The sequence below is a fragment of the Pseudomonas alkylphenolica genome, assembly GCF_016009175.1.
Taxonomy (GTDB): Bacteria; Pseudomonadota; Gammaproteobacteria; order Pseudomonadales; family Pseudomonadaceae; genus Aquipseudomonas; species Aquipseudomonas alkylphenolica_B.
Map to the genome: position 1 here is coordinate 133,919 of NZ_JADUCM010000005.1, position 15,210 is coordinate 149,128.

Genomic DNA, 15,210 nt, shown 5'->3' on the forward strand with positions numbered 1-15,210 from the left:
CCATGGGGCCAGAGCCGCGATTCCCTGCGCACAGCCACTACCCGCGCACCAAAAGCGCACCGGCACAAGGCTGCCGTGCAAGCCTTGCACAGATTTGAGGCTTTGCCAGGAAACCCGAGCGAGTCGTCTGAAAATAGGCAGGAACAAAAACGCCAGCCCGAAGGCTGGCGTTTGTCTTAGCGCGGCAGAACCGGCTGGCGGGCGGGCTTCTTCTTGCCCTTGCCGCCTTTGCTCGCTTCCTTGCGGTCTTTGGCGGCCTGCTGATTGCGGGCGAATGCTGCGGCCTTGGCCTGCTCGCGCTTGTCCCAGGGGTTGGAGCCATCGCTGCCCCGCGGCGGCAAACCGGTGTGCTGGGTGAGGATCTTCTGCTCCTTCGCCACCTTGTGGCTGCCCGCCGGCGTGGAGTTCTTGCGTCGGGCGCTCTGGTAGCTGTCCGTGGCCGGCTGGTGCAGCGGGATCAGCTGGTGCTTGCCCGGGCCGATCAGGTCGGCACGGCCCATGCGTTCAAGGGCCTCACGCAGCATCGGCCAGCCCTTCGGATCGTGGTAGCGCAGGAACGCCTTGTGCAGGCGGCGCTGCTGCTCGCTCTTGACGATGGTCACCGGGTCGCTCTTGTAGGTGACCTTGCGCAGCGGGTTCTTGCCCGAGTGGTACATGGCCGTTGCCGAGGCCATTGGCGACGGGTAGAACGCCTGCACCTGGTCGGCGCGAAAGCCGTTGCCCTTGAGCCACAGGGCCAGGTTCATCATGTCTTCATCGGTGGTGCCCGGGTGCGCGGCGATGAAGTACGGGATCAGGTACTGCTCCTTGCCCGCCTCTTTCGAGTACTTCTCGAACATGCGCTTGAAGCGGTCGTAGCTGCCGATACCCGGCTTCATCATCTGATTCAGCGGGCCTTCTTCGGTGTGCTCCGGGGCAATCTTCAGGTAGCCGCCAACGTGGTGCGTCACCAGTTCCTTGACGTACTCCGGCGATTCCACTGCCAGGTCATAGCGCAGACCCGAGGCGATCAGGATCTTCTTCACCCCCGGCAAGGCGCGGGCACTGCGGTACAGCTTGATCAGCGACGAGTGATCGGTATTCAGGTTCGGGCAAATGCCCGGGAACACGCAGGACGGCTTGCGGCACGCCGACTCGATCTCGGGGCTCTTGCAGGCAATCCGGTACATGTTCGCGGTCGGGCCGCCGAGGTCGGAGATGACGCCGGTAAAACCAGGAACCTTGTCGCGAATTTCTTCGATTTCGCGAATGATCGACTCGTGGGAACGGTTCTGGATGATGCGCCCTTCGTGCTCGGTGATCGAGCAGAAGGTGCAGCCGCCAAAACAGCCACGCATGATGTTCACCGAGAAACGGATCATGTCGTAGGCCGGGATTTTCTCCTTGCCATACGCCGGGTGCGGGATGCGCGCATAGGGCATGCCGAACACGTAGTCCATTTCTTCGGTGGTCATCGGGATGGGCGGCGGGTTGAACCACACGTCCACGTCAGCATGCTTTTGCACCAGCGCACGGGCGTTGCCCGGGTTGGTCTCCAGGTGCAGTACGCGGTTGGCGTGGGCGTAGAGGACCGGGTCGTTACGGACTTTCTCGAACGATGGCAAGCGGATGACCGTCTTGTCGCGGGTCATGCGCGGGCTGGCCAGGATCTGCACGACCTTGGCTTCGTTCGGGTCTTCCACCGGCCCCTTCTCCTGCTCGATGGCGCAGGCCTGGGTGTCCTGGGTATTCACGTACGGGTTGATGATCTTGTCGACCTTTCCCGGACGGTCGATACGCGTGGAGTCGACTTCGTACCAGCCTTGCGGCGTGTCGCGACGCACGAAGGCAGTACCACGGATGTCGGTGATGTTCTCGATCTTCTCACCAAACGCCAGGCGTTGGGCCACTTCGACGATGGCCCGCTCGGCGTTGCCGTACAGCAGGATATCGGCGCAGGCGTCGATCAGGATCGAATGACGGACTTTGTCCTGCCAGTAGTCGTAGTGCGCAATCCGGCGCAGCGACGCCTCGATGCCGCCGAGCACGATCGGCACATGCTTGTAGGCTTCCTTGCAGCGCTGGCTGTAGACCAGGCTGGCACGATCCGGGCGCTTGCCCGCCAGGCCGCCCGGAGTATAGGCGTCGTCGGAACGGATCTTCTTGTCGGCGGTGTAGCGGTTGATCATCGAGTCCATGTTGCCGGCCGCGACGCCGAAGAACAGGTTCGGCTCGCCAAGCTTCATGAAGTCGTCTTTGGACTGCCAGTTCGGCTGGGCAATGATGCCCACACGGAAGCCCTGGGCTTCCAGCAGACGGCCGATGATCGCCATGCCGAACGACGGATGGTCGACGTAGGCGTCACCGGTCACGATGATGATGTCGCAGGAATCCCAGCCGAGCTGATCCATCTCCTCCCTGCTCATTGGCAGGAAAGGCGCTGGTCCGAAGCATTCGGCCCAGTACTTGGGATAGTCGAAAAGTGGTTTGGCTGCTTGCATGTCAGTGACCGGTGGCTAATCGATGAAAAATCGCGGGCGCGGAATATAGCACAAAAATTGACCAATTCCGACGTTAAAGGTCGGAATAGGTTGAATTGGCGTTATTCGTCGTCGTCGAAGTTGTAACTACCCGGCGCAAGGTTCTCGAAGCGCGTGTACTTGCCGATGAAGGCCAGGCGGATAAAGCCGATCGGGCCGTTCCGCTGCTTGCCGATGATGATTTCGGCAATGCCTTTGTGCTCGGTCTCCGGGTGATACACCTCGTCCCGGTACACGAACATGATCACGTCGGCGTCCTGCTCGATTGCACCGGATTCACGCAAGTCGGAGTTCACCGGGCGCTTGTTCGGCCGCTGTTCGAGGGAGCGGTTGAGCTGCGACAAGGCGACCACTGGGCAGTTGAACTCTTTGGCCAGGGCTTTGAGCGAGCGGGAGATCTCGGAAATCTCGTTGGTACGGTTGTCACCGCTGGAGCCCGGGATCTGCATCAACTGCAGGTAGTCGATCATGATCAGGCCGATTTCGCCATGCTCACGCACCAGGCGGCGGGTTCGCGCGCGCATTTCCGACGGACTGATACCGGCCGTATCGTCAATGAACAGCTTGCGGTCGTTGAGCAGGTTGACCGCCGAGGTCAGGCGTGGCCAGTCGTCATCTTCCAGCTGACCGGACCGCACCTTGGTCTGGTCGATGCGGCCCAGCGACGACAACATACGCATGATCAACGATTCACCTGGCATCTCCAGGGAGTAGACCAATACCGCCTTGTCGCTACGCAACACGGCGTTCTCCACCAGGTTCATGGCGAAGGTGGTCTTACCCATGGACGGACGACCGGCGACGATGATCAGGTCGGCCGGCTGCAGGCCACTGGTCTTCTCGTCGAGGTCGGTGTAGCCGGTGGACAGGCCGGTGATCGCGCTGTCGGTGTTGAACAAGGTGTCGATGCGGTCGATGGCCTTGGTCAGCAGGTCGTTGACGCCCACCGGGCCGCCGGTTTTTGGCCGTGCTTCGGCGATCTGGAAGATCTGCCGTTCGGCCTCATCGAGAATCTCGGCGGCGTTGCGGCCCTGGGGGTTGAAAGCACTGTCGGCAATCTCGTTGCTGATGCTGATCAGCTGACGCAGCGTCGCCCGCTCGCGAATGATCGCGGCATAGGCCTTGATGTTGGCGACCGACGGGGTGTTCTTGGCCAGCTCACCCAGGTAACCCAGGCCGCCGACTTGCGAACTCAAGCCTTCCTTGTCCAGCTGCTCGTGCAGGGTCACCACGTCGAACGGGGCGTTCTGGTCAGCGAGCTTGTGGATGGCGCGGAAGATCAGGCGGTGGTCATGACGATAGAAGTCGCCATCGGAGACTTGATCGAGCACCCGCTCCCAGGCGTTGTTATCCAGCATCAAACCACCGAGCACGGCCTGTTCGGCCTCGATGGAATGCGGCGGCACCTTCAGGGCAGAGGTTTGCAGATCATATTGCTCGGGAGCGGTTATCTCGTTCATGGCCACGCAGGAATCAGGGTGTTGAAAAAGACAAAGGGCACGACCTGCAAAGCAGGATCGTGCCCGATGTTAACCGGCTGGCACCCAAGGTGCCAGTCGATTGGTACAGCTTAGGCTGCGACAACAACCACGCGAACGGTGGCTTCAACGTCGCTGTGCAGGTGCACGGCAACGTCGTATTCGCCGACGTTACGGATGGTGCCGTTTGGCAGACGAACTTCAGCTTTGGCCACTTCAACGCCGGAGGCGGTCAGGGCGTCAGCGATGTCGTGGGTGCCGATCGAACCGAACAGCTTGCCTTCGTCACCGGCGGTGGCAGTGATGGTCACTTCCAGCTCAGCCAGTTGGGCAGCGCGAGTTTCAGCCGAAGCTTTTTTCTCTGCAGCCAGTTTTTCCAGCTCAGCACGACGCTCTTCGAACGCAGCCAGGTTGGCAGCGGTAGCAGCGGTGGCTTTGCCGAATGGCAGCAGGTAGTTACGGCCGTAACCAGCCTTAACATTTACCTTATCGCCCAGGTTGCCCAGGTTGGCGATTTTTTCCAGCAGGATCAGTTCCATTTGGTAATAACCTCTTAACTTTTAACCTTCACCGTTCGCGGAATCGTTGTCGGCACCTTTTGGGGGCGCCTTGCGACCGCGAAAATCAATCAGGCTGTCGACAATGGCCAAAACCACGAGCAACGGATAAGTCAGCTGCATGAACAGCAGCAGTGTCACGTACATCCCGACCAACCAGAACTTGCCCAGTCGGCCTTGTGCCACCAGCCCATGCATCAGGGCGAGCCCTGCAAACATGAGTGGAACGCTGCACAGGGGCGTCAACATCGCCAGCTCAGGGCCGAAATTCGGCCCCACCAGCATGAGCACCACCAGCACCAGCGCCGGCACCAGAGGCAGCCTGACCGCTTGAAACTCACGGCCAAAACCACCCGGGTTATACAACACTGCCTGCCAGTAACGGCCCAACATCAGGGCCAGCACACTGACGGCTTGCAACAATGCCGCTATCAGGCCGTTGAGCACAGGTACGATCAGGCTCCCCAGGCGGGCCCGCTCCTCTACCGATAACTGTTGGTAGAGACCGTCGAGCATCTGCGGCAGGGCTTTTTCAAGCGCTCCAGCCAGAGCTTCGATCGGTTCGCGGAACACCGAACCCAGAATGACGCCATACACCAGGCCCATGGCGATGCTGAACAACAGCACCCGGCTCCAGGATTGTCCGGCGCGCAATAACGCAGCCAGACCCAGCGTCCCCAGCAACACCATCAAGGTGCGCGGCTCGCCGAAGAACCACCAGGCCAACGCCGGCAATAACGCCCAGGCGAGGACCCCGGAGGCATCCTTGAAACCGCGCCGCAGGAACACCAGGCTCCCGGCGGCGGCACTCAACCAGAACAACAGCGGCAACGCCGCACAACCCACCACCACGAGGGTGGCTTGCACACGACCACGCATGATGAAATCAGCCAAGGCGCGCATGCATTTTATCCTTTGCTACTTGTCGACGACCCGGTCTCAGCGGCCGTGGCTGTCGGTGTAGGGCAGCAGGGCCAGGAAGCGGGCGCGCTTGATAGCGGTAGCCAGCTGACGCTGATAACGAGCTTTGGTACCGGTGATACGGCTTGGAACGATCTTGCCGGTTTCGGATACGTAAGCTTTCAGGGTGTTGAGATCTTTGTAATCGATCTCTTTCACGTCTTCAGCAGTGAAGCGGCAGAATTTACGACGACGGAAGAAACGTGCCATGTAATAGGCTCCTCAAAAGGTCCGTGGATTACTCGTCAGCGTTATCGCTGTTGTCGCTGTCATTGCTGTCGTCGCCATCGGCGCTGTCAGCATGCTCAGGACGGTCGCGACGCTCACGGCGCTCACTGCGGTTTTCTTCAGCCTTGAGCATCTCGGACTGGCCGGTAACGGCTTCGTCGCGACGGATGACCAGGTTACGGATCACGGCATCGTTGTAGCGGAAGTTGTCTTCCAGCTCGGCCAGGGCCTTGCCGGTGCACTCAACGTTCAGCATCACGTAGTGAGCCTTGTGAACATTGTTGATTGCATAGGCCAGTTGACGACGGCCCCAGTCTTCCAGACGGTGGATTTTGCCGCCGTCTTCTTCGATCAGCTTGGTGTAACGCTCAACCATGCCGCCGACTTGCTCGCTCTGGTCAGGGTGGACCAGAAAGATGATTTCGTAATGACGCATGAATGCTCCTTACGGGTTGTAGTCTGCCACCAGAGTGGTCAGACAAGGAGTGAATGACACTTATAGGTCTTGCCCTGGGAAAAGGCGCGTGAGCGCCTGCCAACACGGCAAGGGGCGCAATTGTAGAGAAGCGCCGATGCACAAGCAAGGGAATTGGTGAATTATTGAACAGTGGCGCATTGAAGCCATCGCCGGCTTTGCCGGCTCCCAAAGGGCATGGCCTACCACCCGCCCGCGGGCGCCCGCCGCGCCGGCGATGGGCCGCACAGCGGCCCCAAAACGCATCAAGCCTTGGCTTTGAGCTGCCGCTGACGAACGGCTTCGAACAGGCAGATGCCTGTCGCCACCGACACGTTCAGGCTGCTGACGCTGCCTGCCATCGGCAGCTTGACCAGAAAATCACAGTGCTCGCGGGTCAGGCGGCGCATGCCCTTGCCTTCGGCGCCCATGATCAGGATCGTCGGCCCGGTCAGGTCTTGCTGATACAGTTCCTGCTCGGCCTCACCGGCAGTACCGACCACCCACAAGCCACGCTGCTGGAGTTTTTCCAGCGTACGCGCAAGGTTGGTCACGGCCACCAGCGGGATCACCTCGGCAGCACCACAGGCTACCTTGCGCACCGCCGGGGTCAGGGTCGCCGACTTGTCCTTGGGTACGACCACGGCCAGGGCGCCGGCCGCATCGGCAGTGCGCAGGCAGGCGCCTAGGTTGTGCGGGTCGGTCACACCGTCGAGCACCAGGATCAACGGTGCGCCTTCGGTACGATCAAGCAGCTCTTCGAGCATCGCTTCGCCCCAGACCTGGCTCGGGCTGACTTCCGCCACCACGCCCTGGTGCACACCTTCAACCCAGGCGTCCATCTCACGGCGCTCGGCCTGGCCGACCGCCACGCGATTTTGCGCGGCCAGTTCAAGCAGCGCTTGCAAGCGCGGCTCGCTACGCCCCTCGGACAACCAGATCTGCTTGACCCGCTTGGGGTGATGCCGCAACAGGGCTTCTACGGCGTGAACACCGTAGATCTTTTCCAACTGACTCATGACTTGGCCTTGGGTTTACGTGACGCAGAGCCGGCTTTGGGCGGCCCTTTACGATGCTTGCTGGGTTTTTCCGACTTGCCCGACTTCGATGCAGGCTTGCCACCGGCATGCTTGGCATCGGACATCAGCGCCTTTTTCATTTCCCGGCTCTTGCGCACCTCGGCGTTTTTCGCCGCGGCATGGGAAGGGAAATAAGCTTCGGCGGTTTCGTTCTTTTTGCTGCGGCGCGCAGGCTCAGCCTTGGTCACCTCAGCCTTGTCGAGCACCGGAACGGCCTTGCCGTCTTGCGGACGCACGCCTTCGGAACGCTGCTTGCGACCAATCGGCGCCTTCAGGGTGTTCTCGGCCATTTCGAAGTCGATCTTGCGCTGCTCGAGGTCGACGCGCATCACCCGCACTTCGACAGTGTCGCCCAGACGGAAGCTGCGCCCGGTGCGCTCGCCCGCCAGGCGGTGGTGCACAGGATCGAAGTGGTAGTAATCACCCGGCAAGGCACTGACATGCACCATGCCTTCGACATAGATGTCGGTCAGCTCGACGAACAGGCCAAAACCGGTCACCGCAGTGATCACACCCGGGAAGCTCTCGCCGACGCGGTCTTTCATGTACTCGCACTTGAGCCAGTTGACCACGTCGCGGGTGGCCTCGTCGGCACGCCGCTCGCTCATCGAACACTGCTCGCCCAACTGCTCCAGGGTCGCTTCGTCGTACGGGTAGATGCGCGCCTTGGGAATGCTCATGGCGCCAGCGCGTTTGACGTGCGGTGTTTCCTGGCGCGAACGGATCACGCTACGGATGGCCCGATGGGTCAGCAGGTCGGGGTAACGACGGATCGGCGAGGTAAAGTGCGTATACGCCTCGTAATTCAGACCGAAGTGGCCGTTGTTGTCGGCGCTGTACACCGCCTGGCTCAGCGAGCGCAGCATCACGGTCTGGATCAGGTGGAAATCCGGGCGGTCGGCGATACTCGCCAGCAACGCCTGGTAATCCTTGGGCGACGGACCGTCCTTGCCCTTGTGCAGCGACAGCCCCAGCTCGCCGAGGAAGGCGCGCAGCTTTTCCAGACGCTCCGGCGGCGGACCGTCGTGGACACGGTACAGTGCTGGAATTTCATGCTTCTTGAGGAACTCGGCGGTGGCAACGTTAGCCGCCAGCATGCACTCCTCGATCAGCTTGTGCGCATCGTTGCGCACGGTCGGGCGAATTTCCGCGATCTTGCGCTCGGAGCCGAAAATGATCCGGGTTTCCTGGGTTTCGAAATCGATAGCGCCCCGGGTATGACGTGCCGCCAACAGCACCTTGTACAGCGCGTAAAGCTGCTTGAGGTCCGGCAGCACTTCGCTGTACTGCTCGCGCAAGGCCTTGCCTTCACGCGTGCGGGCATGCTCGAGCATGCTGCTGACCTTGTTATAGGTCAGGCGCGCATGGGAGTGGATCACTGCTTCATAGAACTGGTAATCGACCATCTGCCCGGATTTGTTGATGGTCATCTCGCAGACCATCGCCAGCCGGTCGACGTGCGGGTTCAGCGAGCACAGACCGTTGGACAGCTCCTCTGGCAGCATCGGCACGACGCGCTCAGGGAAATACACCGAGTTGCCCCGTACCTGCGCTTCGGCATCCAGGGCAGAGCCCAGGCGCACATAGCTGGATACGTCGGCAATGGCGACATACAAACGCCAGCCGCCGGAGAACACGCGCAGTTTGCCCAGGCTCTCGCAGTACACCGCATCGTCGAAGTCGCGGGCGTCTTCGCCGTCAATGGTGACGAACGGCAGATGGCGCAGGTCAATGCGGTGCTCTTTGTCTTTCTCTTCGACTTCCGGCTTGAGCTTGCGCGCTTCCTTGATCACGGCCTCGGGCCAGACGTGAGGAATGTCGTAGCTGCGCAGGGCCACGTCGATTTCCATGCCCGGCGCCATGTAGTTACCGATCACTTCAGTAACATCGCCCTGGGGCTGGAAACGCGGGGTTGGCCAGTGAGTGATCTTCACCTCGACAAACTGACCGATCCGGGCACCACCATTGCGCCCCGGGGTTACCAGCACTTCTTGCTGGACCTTCGGGTTGTCCGGGGTAACGAAGCCGATGCCGCCTTCTTCGAAGTAGCGGCCGACGATGCTTTCGTGGGCACGGGAGATGACTTCGACAATCACCCCCTCGCGACGACCGCGGCGATCAAGGCCCGACACCCGCGCCAGGGCGCGGTCACCGTCGAATACCAGGCGCATTTGCGCCGGGCTCAGGAACAGGTCGTCGCTGCCGTCATCGGGAATCAGGAAGCCGAAGCCGTCGCGGTGGCCGGCGATACGGCCGAGGATCAGGTCCAGCTTGTCTACCGGGGCATAGGTGCCGCGCCGGGTATAGATCAACTGGCCGTCACGCTCCATCGCACGCAGGCGGCGGCGCAGGGCTTCGATCTGGTCTTCTGTGGTCAGGCCGAACTCTTCGACCAGCTGCTCGCGAGCAGCCGGCGAGCCGCGCTCGTCCAGACGCTGCAGGATCAGCTCACGACTAGGAATAGGGTTTTCGTATTTTTCCGCTTCACGAGCGGCCTCGGGATCGAGGGACTGCCAATCGGCCATTAGGAGGGGTTCACCTTGTCTATATAAGGGTTAGTTTGGCATAGGCGTATTGAAACCGGAAATTTCAGGCTTGGACAGCCCTCTCAAAGCCCCCTCGCGACCGCCAAAACCATCATAAGGAACAACAACTTGAAAATTTTAAGATTTTTTCTGAACGGGGCTTTACAGCTCTCAGAGGCATCCGTATAGTGCGCACCACAACGACGGACAGCGTCGTTTATAGTTGAGATGCCGCTTGATGTGAAGCATCATGTGACCTCAGCGAAATGCCCAGATGGTGAAATTGGTAGACACGCCAGCTTCAGGTGCTGGTGACCTTACGGTCGTGGAAGTTCGAGTCTTCTTCTGGGCACCAATTTCAAATCTTAGAACCGCCAGGCGATTCTGAGATTTACTGCAACACGCTACACTGTTTTCGTTACAAGCTACACCGCTTCATTTTGCCCAGATGGTGAAATTGGTAGACACGCCAGCTTCAGGTGCTGGTGACCTTACGGTCGTGGAAGTTCGAGTCTTCTTCTGGGCACCAATTCAGATCAAACCCGCGAAAGCGGGTTTTTTCGTTTCTACCCCCTCCTCCGCATCCCTCCTTGCCGCATCAGACTAACGGATAGCCTGCTCATGAAATTCCCCTCATGAGGCCATTTGAGAAGCTATATCGTTTATCATTGTTTCCAGATATGTAGCCGCAAGCGAGGAAGTACCCGCATGACGTTTCGCAATAACCCCCTGTTGCGCGCCCTGGCCGTTTCCCTGTTCACCATGGTCCTGGGTACTCCTGCCGTCATGGCCGCCGACCCTGTTTCGCTGACCCTGTACAACGGCCAGCACAAGGAAATCGGTGAAGCCATCGCCAAAGCCTACGAGGCCAAGACCGGCATTCACATCAATATCCGTAAAGGTAGCAGCAATCAGCTGGCCAGCCAGATCATTGAAGAGGGCGAGCGCTCGCCAGCCGACGTCATTTACACCGAAGAGTCGCCGCCGCTCAACAACCTGGGCGAACTGGGCCTGCTGGCCAAGATCGACGATGCGACCCTGCAAGTGCTGCCCAAGGAGTACGTGGCTGCCAACGGCACCTGGATGGGCGTGACAGCGCGCACCCGCGTTGTAGCGTTCAACCCCAAGGTGATCGACGAAAAGGACCTGCCTCCTTCGGTCATGGACTTTGCCGACCCCGAGTGGGAAGGCAAGATCGGTTTCGTCCCGACCAGCGGCGCGTTCCAGGAACAAGCCGTGGCGATCCTCAAGCTTCACGGCCGTGACGCCGCCGAAGAATGGCTGACCGGCCTGAAAGCATTCGGCAAAACCTACACCAACAACATGGTTGCACTCAAAGCCGTGGAAAACGGTGAAGTGGCTGCCGTGCTGGTCAACAACTACTACTGGTACGCCCTGAAGAAAGAGCGCGGCCAGCTGGACTCGAAACTTTACTACCTGGCCGATGGTGATGCCGGTGGCTTGGTGACGATTTCCAGTGCCGCCGCCGTCAAGGCCAGCAAACACCCCAAGGAAGCCCAGGCGCTGCTGGCCTGGATGGCCAGCGAGGAAGGCCAGCGCGTGATTACCCAGACCACCGCCGAGTACCCGCTGCACAAAGGCATGGTCTCGGATCAGGGCCTGAAGCCGTTCGAAGACTTGCGCCCACCGAAAATCACCCCTGCAGACCTGGGTAACGCCGAAGAAGCCCTGGAGCTCGAACGCGAAGTCGGCCTGCTCTGATGAGTGCAGCCGCCCCCGCTTTGGCCAGCCGATATGTACCACGGCGCAAACGCCCCTCTGTCTGGGTCGTGGTCCCAGTCCTGCTGCTGGTCGGCCTGAGCCTGCTGCCACTGCTGTACGTCGCCCTGAAAACCTGGGAGGCGGGCTGGCGAGAGGCACTGCACCTGTTGTGGCGCCCCTTTGTTTGGGGCCTGATGCGCAATACGCTGATGCTGATGGCCGGCGTCACCCTCGCCTGCATGGCCCTGGGGGTATCGCTGGCCTGGCTGCTGGAGCGCAGCGACCTGCCGGGGCGACGCCTGTGGGGGGTGATTTTGTGCCTGCCCTTTGCCGTGCCTGCATTCGTCAGCGGTTTTACCTGGGTATCCCTGAGCCCGCGCTTCGAAGGGCTGGGCGGCGCCATCCTGGTCATGACCCTGTCCAAGTACCCGCTGGTGTTTCTGCCAGTGGCCGCAACCCTGCGCAACCTCGACACCTCGCTTGAAGAGTCGGCACGCACCTTGGGGCAAACGCGCTGGGGGGTATTCTTCAGAATCACCCTGCCACTGCTCTGGCCCTCGATCCTGGGCGGCAGCCTGCTGATTGCCCTGCACATGCTGGTGGAGTTCGGCGCCCTGTCGATCCTCGGTCTGCAGACCTTCACCACGGCGATCTACCAACAGTTCGAACTGGAGTTCAGCAACGCCAACGCGGCGATGCTCTCTGCCGTGCTGCTGTTCATGTGCCTGCTGATGCTGTGGTTCGAGTTGCGCGTACGCGGCAAAGCCCGCCACGTGCGGATCGGCCAAGGGGTGGCACGGCGCGGCGCACCGATTCGCCTGCGCGCCTGGATGCCGCTGGGGCAACTGTACTGCCTGACCCTGGCACTGCTGGGTAGCGGCATTCCGCTGGGCATGCTCGGTTACTGGCTGAGCGTCGGCTCTTCTGCCGCCTTCCCGGTCGCCGATATCAGCCGCGCGTTGTTCTCATCGCTGTCGCTGTCGCTGGGCGGCGCCGGGTTGAGCTTGCTGCTGGCGCTGCCGGTCAGCTTCCTGGTGGTGCGCTACAAGGGACGCCTGGCAATCTGGGCCGAGCGCTTGCCGTATTTGCTGCATGCCCTGCCCGGCCTGGTCATTGCCCTGACACTGGTGTATTTCGCCCTGCACTATGTGCCGGTCATGTACCAGACCACCGGCCTTTTGCTGCTGGCCTATGCCCTGCTGTTCTTGCCGCTGGCCCAGGCGCCGGTACGCACCACCCTGAACAAGGCCGCTCCGCAACTGGAAGAGGCGGCACGGACACTGGGCGCAACCCAGTTCACCGCGTTCTGCCGGGTTACCCTGCCGATCATCTTCCCGGCCTTGGCCGCCGCCTTCGCCCTGGTATTCCTGGATGCCATGAAGGAGCTGACCGCCACTCTGCTGCTCAGCCCTACCGGCATGACCACATTGGCTACCGAGGTCTGGGCACACACCGCCAACGTCGAGTTTGCGGCGGCGGCACCGTATGCGGCGCTGCTGATTCTGGTTTCCGGTTTGCCGGTGTATCTGCTGACAACCCGGATGTACCTGAACCGCGCCTGAGCGGCGCACCCAATCGCTGGCAAGCCAGCTCCCACATGCGTAGGAGCCGGCTTGCTGGCGATGACAGTAGAAGATCAAGCCCGGAACTGCCCCAGACTGGCCTTGAGCTGGCCGGCCAGATCATCCAGCACCTTGCTGCTGGCGGTGGTCTGCAATACGACTTCAGCCGCACGCTCAGCCTGAGCGTGAATCGTCTGCACCCGTCCGCGTACTGCCTGGGCGCCTTGTGCCTGCTGTTCGGCCGCGCGCGTCGCCAGACCAATCGCCGCGTGCACCTGTTCTACCGAAGCCTGTACCGACTGCTGCAGACGGGCATTGTCACGCAGTACCAGCAGCCCCTCACTGGCCTGGCGCCCCGCCTGACTGATCGCAGCCACGGCTTCTTTTGCGCCCTGCTGCAACGCGCCGATATGCGCCTGGATATCACCCGTCGAACGCTGTGTCTTGCTCGCCAGCGCCCTGACCTCATCGGCAACCACCGCAAAGCCACGCCCGGTTTCGCCTGCGCGCGCCGCTTCAATGGCCGCGTTCAGCGCCAGCAGGTTGGTCTGCTCGGCTATGCCGTGAATGACCGTCAGCACCACTTCGATCTGCTCGCTCTGCTGAGCCAGGCGCTCGATGACTTTCGACCCCGTCTGCACCTGGCCGGCCAGGTCTTCGATCAACTTGGCCACCTGCGTTGAGGTGCGGCTGTTTTCATCCGTCGCCTGACGAATGTCCACCACTTGCTGAAGTGCCGACTGCATGGCCTGGCTTTCGGCCTGAGCCTCATCCGCCATCGTCGACAGGTCGCGCAGGCTCGCCGCCACCGCATCACGCTGCAGTTCGGCGGCGGCATCGGCACCGGCATTGCGCTGGGCCATCACGCCAATTTCCACCCCGGTACGCTGGGCCACCTCACCGGCCTCGCGGACAATGGGCTGCAGCTTGTCGACAAACTGATTGACCGCCGCCGCCATGTCACCGATCTCGTCGCGGCTGTCGATGGGCACCCGCCTGGTCAGATCACCCTCGCCCGCCGCCAGGTCATTGAGGGCAGCAATCAGCAGGCGCAACTTGTTGAGCACCCGCCGCCCCAGCACCACGGCGACCACCAGCAGTACACCAAGCCCTACAACGGCCAGGCCCACACCAATGTTCCAGCGCAGCGTCGCCGCAGCCTCCTGCACGCTTTGCGAGGTATTGGCCTGCATGGCTGAGGCGCTGCTTTGCGCAGTCTGCAAGCGTGCGCGCAAGGCCTTGTTGCTGTCTGCCGCAGCGCCCACCAGGCTTTCGCCCACCAACTGGTCACCGCTGGCAATCAACGCCGAGAAGCGCTGGTCGAGAGCCACCAGCTCATGATCCACCGCTGCCGTGGAAACACCCATCAGCACCTTGCCGATCTCGACACCGTTCGGGCTGATCGAGGCCTCGACGAAGTACACCGAAGGATCGTTGCGCGCAGCATCCAGCACCTTGTCCAGCGCCCGCTCGCCCCGGCCTTTTTCCAACAGGGCCTGGTTGATCGGGTTTTGCCGGTTCAGGTAGCGCGTCAGGTGCTGCCCCTGAGCGTCGTCATACACCACGAACAGCACGTTGGGGTTGCGCTGGGCGCGCCGGGAGAACTCGGACAATGCCGGTATGTCGTTGTCCCACATCGCCTTGGGCGCAACCGAGGCGAGCAGCTCGGCCATGTCGTTGGCCGAGTCCTTGAGGTTCTTCTCAAGCGTCGCTCGCAACTGCACCTGCTCGCCCTGCAGGCGTGACGACAGGCCGGCGGTCAGGCGCTGACGCGTACTCGCAGACAGGCTGTCGAGCCCGGCACTGACTTCCTGGCCGGCCTGTTCAAGCTCGGCAGACAACTTCTGGCTGTCAGCCCCCAATCGTTTGCCCAGATCCGCTTCAAGGGTGGTCACTGTGCTTCGGGTCAGCGCGAACGCCACCAGCATTTGCACCAAAAGAGCGATACCAAGCGCAACAAAAACAGGCCGCAGCAGGCGGCTTCGTAACAGTGAGAGAACGGCAGACACGTAAGAACCCTCTACAACTGGGGCCATTAAAGTGATGGCAACCCTGAAGCGATTCTTACAGCAAAGGTTGTGCCGAACAGCGGGCAGAAACGACAAAGGCCCCTATAAAGGGGCCTT

General features: G+C 61.3%; 11 protein-coding genes, 2 tRNA genes and 1 pseudogene. 4 read left to right on the forward strand and 10 right to left on the reverse strand.

Annotated features, from left to right (window positions below):
- Nucleotides 1-176: 176 nt before the first annotated feature.
- From I5S59_RS07580 to rnr, 8 genes are all read right to left on the reverse strand, one after another.
- The gene (locus tag I5S59_RS07580) at nucleotides 177-2,480 is read right to left on the reverse strand and encodes a YgiQ family radical SAM protein (RefSeq protein ID WP_197876088.1); all 2,304 of its coding nucleotides are present in this window, start codon (nucleotides 2,478-2,480) and stop codon (nucleotides 177-179) included.
- 101 nt (nucleotides 2,481-2,581) lie between these two features.
- Entirely contained in the window at nucleotides 2,582-3,979 is a 1,398-nt protein-coding gene (gene dnaB / locus I5S59_RS07585; RefSeq protein WP_045182180.1) for a replicative DNA helicase, read from the reverse strand.
- A 110-nt stretch (nucleotides 3,980-4,089) separates the two neighbouring features.
- Nucleotides 4,090-4,536, reverse strand: a complete 447-nt coding sequence (gene rplI, locus I5S59_RS07590; RefSeq protein ID WP_128321538.1) for a 50S ribosomal protein L9 — start codon at nucleotides 4,534-4,536, stop codon at nucleotides 4,090-4,092.
- A 21-nt stretch (nucleotides 4,537-4,557) separates the two neighbouring features.
- A complete protein-coding gene (locus I5S59_RS07595; protein WP_197876089.1) occupies nucleotides 4,558-5,457 on the reverse strand; it encodes a hypothetical protein in 900 nt (299 codons plus the stop codon).
- Nucleotides 5,458-5,493: 36 nt separating this feature from the next.
- Nucleotides 5,494-5,724: a 30S ribosomal protein S18 gene (rpsR, locus tag I5S59_RS07600; protein WP_009403887.1), complete on the reverse strand. Its 231-nt coding sequence runs from the start codon at nucleotides 5,722-5,724 to the stop codon at nucleotides 5,494-5,496.
- 28 nt (nucleotides 5,725-5,752) lie between these two features.
- Nucleotides 5,753-6,178 carry a 30S ribosomal protein S6 gene (gene rpsF / locus I5S59_RS07605; protein WP_010221605.1) on the reverse strand — a complete coding sequence of 142 codons (426 nt, stop codon included), beginning with the start codon at nucleotides 6,176-6,178 and terminating at the stop codon, nucleotides 5,753-5,755.
- Nucleotides 6,179-6,462: 284 nt separating this feature from the next.
- The gene (rlmB, locus tag I5S59_RS07610) at nucleotides 6,463-7,215 is read right to left on the reverse strand and encodes a 23S rRNA (guanosine(2251)-2'-O)-methyltransferase RlmB (protein ID WP_197876090.1); all 753 of its coding nucleotides are present in this window, start codon (nucleotides 7,213-7,215) and stop codon (nucleotides 6,463-6,465) included.
- Nucleotides 7,212-9,800: a ribonuclease R gene (rnr, locus tag I5S59_RS07615; protein ID WP_197876091.1), complete on the reverse strand. Its 2,589-nt coding sequence runs from the start codon at nucleotides 9,798-9,800 to the stop codon at nucleotides 7,212-7,214. The genes rlmB and rnr overlap by 4 nt, the downstream gene beginning before the upstream one ends.
- A 268-nt stretch (nucleotides 9,801-10,068) precedes the next feature.
- Between rnr and I5S59_RS07620 the strand changes: the two genes are divergently transcribed.
- The 4 genes from I5S59_RS07620 (at nucleotide 10,069) to I5S59_RS07635 (ending at nucleotide 13,084) form a co-directional block, all read left to right on the forward strand.
- Nucleotides 10,069-10,155, forward strand: a tRNA-Leu gene (locus tag I5S59_RS07620).
- 87 nt (nucleotides 10,156-10,242) lie between these two features.
- Nucleotides 10,243-10,329, forward strand: a tRNA-Leu gene (locus I5S59_RS07625).
- Nucleotides 10,330-10,508: 179 nt separating this feature from the next.
- Nucleotides 10,509-11,522: an extracellular solute-binding protein gene (locus I5S59_RS07630; RefSeq protein WP_197876092.1), complete on the forward strand. Its 1,014-nt coding sequence runs from the start codon at nucleotides 10,509-10,511 to the stop codon at nucleotides 11,520-11,522.
- A complete protein-coding gene (locus I5S59_RS07635) occupies nucleotides 11,522-13,084 on the forward strand; it encodes an ABC transporter permease (protein WP_197876093.1) in 1,563 nt (520 codons plus the stop codon). The genes I5S59_RS07630 and I5S59_RS07635 overlap by 1 nt, the downstream gene beginning before the upstream one ends.
- Before the next feature lie 74 nt (nucleotides 13,085-13,158).
- Here the strand turns inward: I5S59_RS07635 and I5S59_RS26705 are convergent, their stop codons facing one another.
- On the reverse strand, nucleotides 13,159-14,043 hold the full coding sequence (locus I5S59_RS26705; RefSeq protein WP_420066446.1) for a methyl-accepting chemotaxis protein: 885 nt from the start codon (nucleotides 14,041-14,043) through the stop codon (nucleotides 13,159-13,161).
- A gap of 21 nt (nucleotides 14,044-14,064) precedes the next feature.
- Nucleotides 14,065-15,120: pseudogene (locus I5S59_RS26710) on the reverse strand (methyl-accepting chemotaxis protein); the annotation flags it as partial.
- Nucleotides 15,121-15,210 lie beyond the last annotated feature (90 nt).